At 63.4% G+C, this 5,065-nt stretch carries 5 protein-coding genes and 2 pseudogenes; 3 read left to right on the plus strand and 4 right to left on the minus strand.

The window, feature by feature from the left end; translation table 11 throughout:
- Positions 1-132 precede the first annotated feature (132 nt).
- Entirely contained in the window at positions 133-366 is a 234-nt protein-coding gene (locus tag ACR65W_RS05775; protein WP_434500501.1) for a hypothetical protein, read from the plus strand.
- 103 nt (positions 367-469) lie between these two features.
- On the opposite strand, the gene ACR65W_RS05780 is transcribed toward ACR65W_RS05775, so the two are convergent.
- Positions 470-655, minus strand: a complete 186-nt coding sequence (locus ACR65W_RS05780; protein WP_109026916.1) for a hypothetical protein — start codon at positions 653-655, stop codon at positions 470-472.
- A 73-nt stretch (positions 656-728) separates the two neighbouring features.
- Between ACR65W_RS05780 and ACR65W_RS05785 the strand changes: the two genes are divergently transcribed.
- The gene (locus ACR65W_RS05785) at positions 729-1,220 is read left to right on the plus strand and encodes a hypothetical protein (RefSeq protein WP_124740578.1); all 492 of its coding nucleotides are present in this window, start codon (positions 729-731) and stop codon (positions 1,218-1,220) included.
- A 435-nt stretch (positions 1,221-1,655) separates the two neighbouring features.
- On the opposite strand, the gene istB is transcribed toward ACR65W_RS05785, so the two are convergent.
- From istB to ACR65W_RS05800, 3 genes and pseudogenes are all read right to left on the minus strand, one after another.
- Positions 1,656-2,402: an IS21-like element helper ATPase IstB gene (istB, locus tag ACR65W_RS05790; protein WP_434500502.1), complete on the minus strand. Its 747-nt coding sequence runs from the start codon at positions 2,400-2,402 to the stop codon at positions 1,656-1,658.
- Positions 2,403-2,413: 11 nt separating this feature from the next.
- The gene (gene istA, locus ACR65W_RS05795; RefSeq protein ID WP_434500503.1) at positions 2,414-3,940 is read right to left on the minus strand and encodes an IS21 family transposase; all 1,527 of its coding nucleotides are present in this window, start codon (positions 3,938-3,940) and stop codon (positions 2,414-2,416) included.
- Positions 3,941-4,137: 197 nt separating this feature from the next.
- A pseudogene (locus tag ACR65W_RS05800) lies at positions 4,138-4,644 on the minus strand (transposase); the annotation flags it as partial.
- Positions 4,645-4,726: 82 nt separating this feature from the next.
- Between ACR65W_RS05800 and ACR65W_RS05805 the strand changes: the two are divergent.
- Positions 4,727-5,065 (plus strand): annotated as a pseudogene (locus tag ACR65W_RS05805) (ATP-binding protein); the annotation flags it as partial.

The following is a 5,065-nucleotide window of genomic DNA, read 5'->3' on the forward strand; positions in this document are numbered from 1 at the left end:
ATCACAAGATAACCGATCTCGCCGCCTTGCTACCGTGGCGCTGGGCCGCCGACCTACAAGCCAAAAAGCTCGCCGCCTGATCTACGCGCAGCCGTCCTTGGCTGAAAATGATCAGCCCACGTGCCTCACCGGATGCTTACCCTTTTCGAGCTCTCGCTGCAGAACCAACGGCCCGTGATCGGCGGGCGCGGCACTTCCGCCGAAGCGATCATCGAATTGGGGGGAGGAGTCAACGCGGCGGGGGCGATCGAGGGTGACAAGCCGATGGCGGACGAGGCCATCATCGCGGCGGCGCCTGACATGGTCGTGATGATGCGTCGCGACGGCACGGCCTCGGAGGAGAACCATGGAACTCAGAGGAGTTAGGCTCCGTTAGTACGCCCTTGGCGTCGGCACTCGACGGGATTCTATGTAGGCTACGTGCTCGCCACCATTGATGGACGACAATCGTCAGCACGCCGCTGCGCGTCTACTTTTGGTCAAGCTCCTGTTCCAATTTCTCCAATAGCGCTTGTAACTCGTCGGGCAGCGGTTCCCCGATGATCTCTGTGAGCTTAATCCGTAGCTCCTTGCCGATTTGCTGGAGACCGGCGAAGGGCAATTCCTGGAGTTCGCGAGCGAGCGGGTCGCTTCTTTGGTTGTTTTTTTCTGTCATCACGGCCCGCCCGAGGCCGCAACTTTTCTGCGGTGGCTTTGTTCCATGATTTCTTAACAGTCGGATTCGCGCCATGTTCGGCCCGGTCAAGGCCAGGTTGCTCGGGCCGGCGTCCAACCCAGGCGCGCGCAGTATGCTAAGCACGACGCCACTCCGTACCGAAGACAGCTTGCCGCCGGCGGCAGTCGTCTATGACCGCCTCGATCGGCAGCGCGTCGCGCAGCTCCGCCGAAAAAAATCCAGCGCGCACAAATTCGCCAAAAGGCTGCAATCCGCGTCGCGCCATAAGGTCGCGGAGAGAGCGGTAGGCTGCGGCCGCCACGGTATGGATCGCCAGTTCGTCTTCTTCCGCAAACCAAAAGCGGATCGCGGCGTCCAGTTTCTCCTGGCAGCGGCCGCGTTCGTCACGGGCATGCCCGCGCCGTCAGCGTCCAACTACATGCCCTTGCTCAACCAACGATACGCTATCCCCAAGTTGGATTTGCCAGACGCAACATCGCCTCGCCTAACCCTTGGCGGCGATCGCAGCGACGCAGACGGAGGCAAGTTTGTCCCTTCGGGTTAGGGCGCGCGTGTGGCGGTGAATGGCGCTGCGATAACCGTCGTCGCCCGCGCAACGCCATAAGGCGGCAGTTTCGCCAGAATGTCCGCGCCCGCCGGGTAAACAGCGACTTGACCGCCGGTTGTCAGAAGGCGAGAGGCAGCGTTACGCGTCGGTTAGCGCATGAATTTTGGTCACGCGTCTTGCGCGCGACTGGCGATTGCCTGGGCGTGTTTCTTTGCCGCTGCGCTCGCCGAAGGATGCGCCTACGCCGCTGAAGAGCCGACAAAGACTTGAGTCGGCGGGTTGCCTGACGATTCCGACGAAGGCGCCCGTCTGTAACGGGATAATGCCGCCCGGGGATTCCGGGATAATGGCGCCCCCCTTTTACGAGATGATCCCGCCCGGGCGCCGCGTTCATTGACCGACGAGATTTGTCTCACCTCCGATTGTTTTTGGTCAAGCCGTTTTGGCTCCTTTCCCGCGGGCGCGGCGCAGGCTCTCGCCGACGAGTTCGATGCGATGCGCGTTGTGCACGAGGCGGTCCAGGATCGCGTCGGCGTAGGTGGGATCGCCGATGACCTCATGCCATGAGGTCACGGGAAGTTGGGATGTGACGATCGTCGATCGGCGCCCATAGCGTTCTTCAAGGATTTCCAGGAGATCGTGGCGGGCGCCGGCGTCGAGCGGCTCGAGGCCGAAGTCGTCGAGGATCAGGAGATCGGCGCGGCCGAGGGATTTGATAAGACGCGGGTGGCGCCCGTCGCCGCGCGCGAGGCATAAGTCTTCGCAGAGCTTCGGCCAGCGATGATAGACGACGGAACGGTTGTCGCGGCAGGCCTTCTGGCCAATGGCGCAAGCGAGCCAACTTTTGCCGACGCCCGATGGGCCGACCAGAGCCAGATTGTCGTGGGCGTCGATCCACTGGCCTTCGGCGAGCTTTTGGAACAGGGCGCGATCGAGCCCGCGCGCGGCGCGGTAGTCGACGTCTTCGATGCTGGCCTGCTGGCGGAGTTTTGCGGCGCGCAGCCTGGCCGTCAGCCGCTTGTCGCGTCGAAGAGACGCTTCTCGATCAAGCAGCAGAGCGAGCCAGTCGTTGCGGTCGATCCCTTTCGCCTCATCTGTTTCTGCGAGTTCGACGAAGGCCTTGGCCATTCCGTAAAGGCCGAGGACGTGAAGCTGGTCGAGGGTGGGATGTTTAAGCAAGTCGCTGTCTCCTAATGATAGTAGCGCGGGCCGCGGATATTGGGGTGAAGGATCGGAGCCGCGTCCGCGGCGCGCTTTGGCGCCGGCTTCCGATCGAGCTTGTTGTCGAGGATGGATTTGATCGAGCCGTAGGTCTTCGCGCCGATCTCGATGGCGCGTTCCGCCGCGGCCTCGACGCGCTCGGACCCATAGGGGCCGACAAGGCGGACGATGCCCAGACAAGCGCGATAGCCCTGCTCGGGATGAGGCCGCGCCTCCAAAATCTGCTCGCACAACGCCGCCGTCGCCGGGCCGATCTTGCGCGCGTCCTCGCGAATGCGTTCGACGGTCCAGCCGGCATAGCGCCGGTGGCTCGATGGCATGTGCTCAGAGATCGTCGTGTGCTTGTGATTGCCGCTCATCCGCAGATGGACGGCGATGCGCTCGCCTCGATAAAAAATCTCGACGCCGCGGACGGTCAGGCGCGCCTCGACCTGCGCTCGGGCGAAGCGATAGGGCACGGAGTAATAATGCGCGTCGATCTCGACGTGATAATCGATGCCGACGCGGTGCAGGCGCCATTCGCAATATTCGTAAGGCTCGACTGGAAGCGCCTTCAACGCCGGGCGGTCGATCTCATCGAACAGTTGGCGACGGGTGACGCCGAGCCGGCGGATGGGGCGCTCCTCGTTAAGAGTTTTTAGCATCCCGTCGATGGCGGCGTTGACCTCTCCGAGGCTGTAGAAGGTTTTGCGCCGCAGCCTGCCGAGCAGCCAGCGTTCGACGATCAGCACCGCCGATTCCACCTTCGCCTTGTCGCGCGGTTTTCTGGGCCGGGCCGGCAAAAGCGCGGCGCCGTAATGCGCCGCCATATCGGCGTAGGTGCGGTTGACCTGTGGATCGTAGAAGCAGGCTTTGACGATGGCGGTCTTGGCGTTGTCCGGCACGATGAGCTGCGGAACGCCGCCGATCGCCTCAAGCGCGCCGACATGGGCCTCGATCCAGTCAGGAAGCGTCTGCGTCCAGCTCGCTCTCGCGAATGTGAGGCTCGACGCGCCCAGCACCGCGACGAATATCTGCGCCATGCGCACTTCGCCGGTGAGCCTGTCGACGACGATGGGAACGCCGTCGCCGGCGTAATCGACGAACAAGCGCTCGCCGGCGGCGTGGGTCTGCCGCATCGTCACCGACAGCGTCTTCTCGAAGGCGCGATACAGCTCGCAAAAGCGCGAGTAGCGATAGCCGCCGGGGTTCCCGGCGATGTATTCGTCCCACAGGATCGTCAGGGTGACGTGCTTGCGCTTCAACTCGCGATGCACGCCGGCCCAGTCCGGCTCTTCGACGCGCCGATGACCGCGCTTGCTGCGCCGGTTGGCGTAAAGCGCCGCCTCCAGCGCCTCGTCGTTCATTCCCTCCGGCAGCGGCCAGCACAGCCCGGCGCCCTCCGCGCGCTCGAGCGCTTCCCGAACCGTCGAGCGCGGCATGCCAAGCCGCCGGGATATCTCGTGCGCCGAAACCGACGCCGCCTTCAGTCGAATAATCTCGCGCGCCTGGCGCATCGTAATCCGCTCCGCTGGCATCGATCGCTCCCTCTGGATTGCCAAAGGAGCGACCTCATCAGGCCAACGGCGGCGGTGAGCCACTGCACGAAATTACCCGGGCGGGATCATTCCGTTGCAGGGGGCGGCATCATCTCGGAATCGGGGGGCGCGATCATTCCGGAATCGATGGGCGCCTTCATCTCGTTTTAGGGGGCGCCATCAGTCGGAATCAGCCCTTCAGGGTCAGTCATCGAAACATGCGTCTCGTTCGAACGCTTTTCGCCGTGGAAATCCGCTTCCTTATTGCGCCCGCCGCTTTCAAAAGGCGGTTCGTCCGCGCCCTCCTTTGGCTTGAAGCTCTTCATCGACGCCCAGGCTTCGATCAGCGTGCCGTCGACCGAAAAATGATCCGTGCTCAAAAGCCGCTTCACGCGCGGCTGCTCGAGGACCGCGTTCAAGAACTTCGCGGCGACGTCGCCTTCGAGCAGCCGGTCGCGGTTCTTCGAAAACACCGAGTGATCCCAGACCGCGTCGTCGATCCCAAGCCCGACGGACCAGCGGAACAGGAGGTCGAACTCAAGCCGCTCCATCAGCTGGCGTTCCGAGCGGATCGAATAGAAGGCTTGAAGCAGCATCGCCCGCAGCAGCATCTCCGGCGGGATCGACGGCCGGCCAAGCGGCGAATAGAGCGCCGAGAACTCTTTCTCCAGCGTCGTCAGAGCCTCGTAGCCAACTCACCTGACGCGCAAGGCGGTCGTCTACGTTCGCCAGTCGACGCCCCATCAGGTGGTGAGGCGCGGCCCTGAACACGCCGAATGGCTCGGCCTGCTCCTCGAATACGAGCTGACGCTGCGTCGCCAAAAACGCTTCGAAACGCGGTCTCGCGTCGCCCGCCTGCGTCATCCGGCCAGTGTCGAAGACGTGGACGATCAGAGCCCACGCGGACTCGATCGCGCGCTGTTCCTGAAACTCTCCGCCTGCGACTGGATCACTGAGCGCCGTAATCTGCTGATCACCGGGGCAAGCGGGCTCGGCAAGAGCTGGCTTGCCTGCGCTATTGGCCAGAAAGCCTGCCGACAGGACATCTCCGTGCTGTATTACCGCGTGCCGAGGCTCTTCGCCGACCTCGCGGTCGCTCATGGC

The sequence above is a fragment of the Methylocystis sp. genome (genome assembly GCF_051062815.1).
Lineage (GTDB): Bacteria > Pseudomonadota > Alphaproteobacteria > Rhizobiales > Beijerinckiaceae > Methylocystis.

Excerpts from the sequence above, each read along its gene's own strand:
- istA (WP_434500503.1), bottom strand. The coding sequence starts at position 3,940 with ATGCGCCAGGCGCGCGAGATTATTCGACTGAAGGCGGCGTCGGTTTCG.
- ACR65W_RS05775 (WP_434500501.1), top strand. The coding sequence starts at position 133 with ATGCTTACCCTTTTCGAGCTCTCGCTGCAGAACCAACGGCCCGTGATC.
- ACR65W_RS05780 (WP_109026916.1), bottom strand. The coding sequence starts at position 655 with ATGACAGAAAAAAACAACCAAAGAAGCGACCCGCTCGCTCGCGAACTC.
- ACR65W_RS05785 (WP_124740578.1), top strand. The coding sequence starts at position 729 with ATGTTCGGCCCGGTCAAGGCCAGGTTGCTCGGGCCGGCGTCCAACCCA.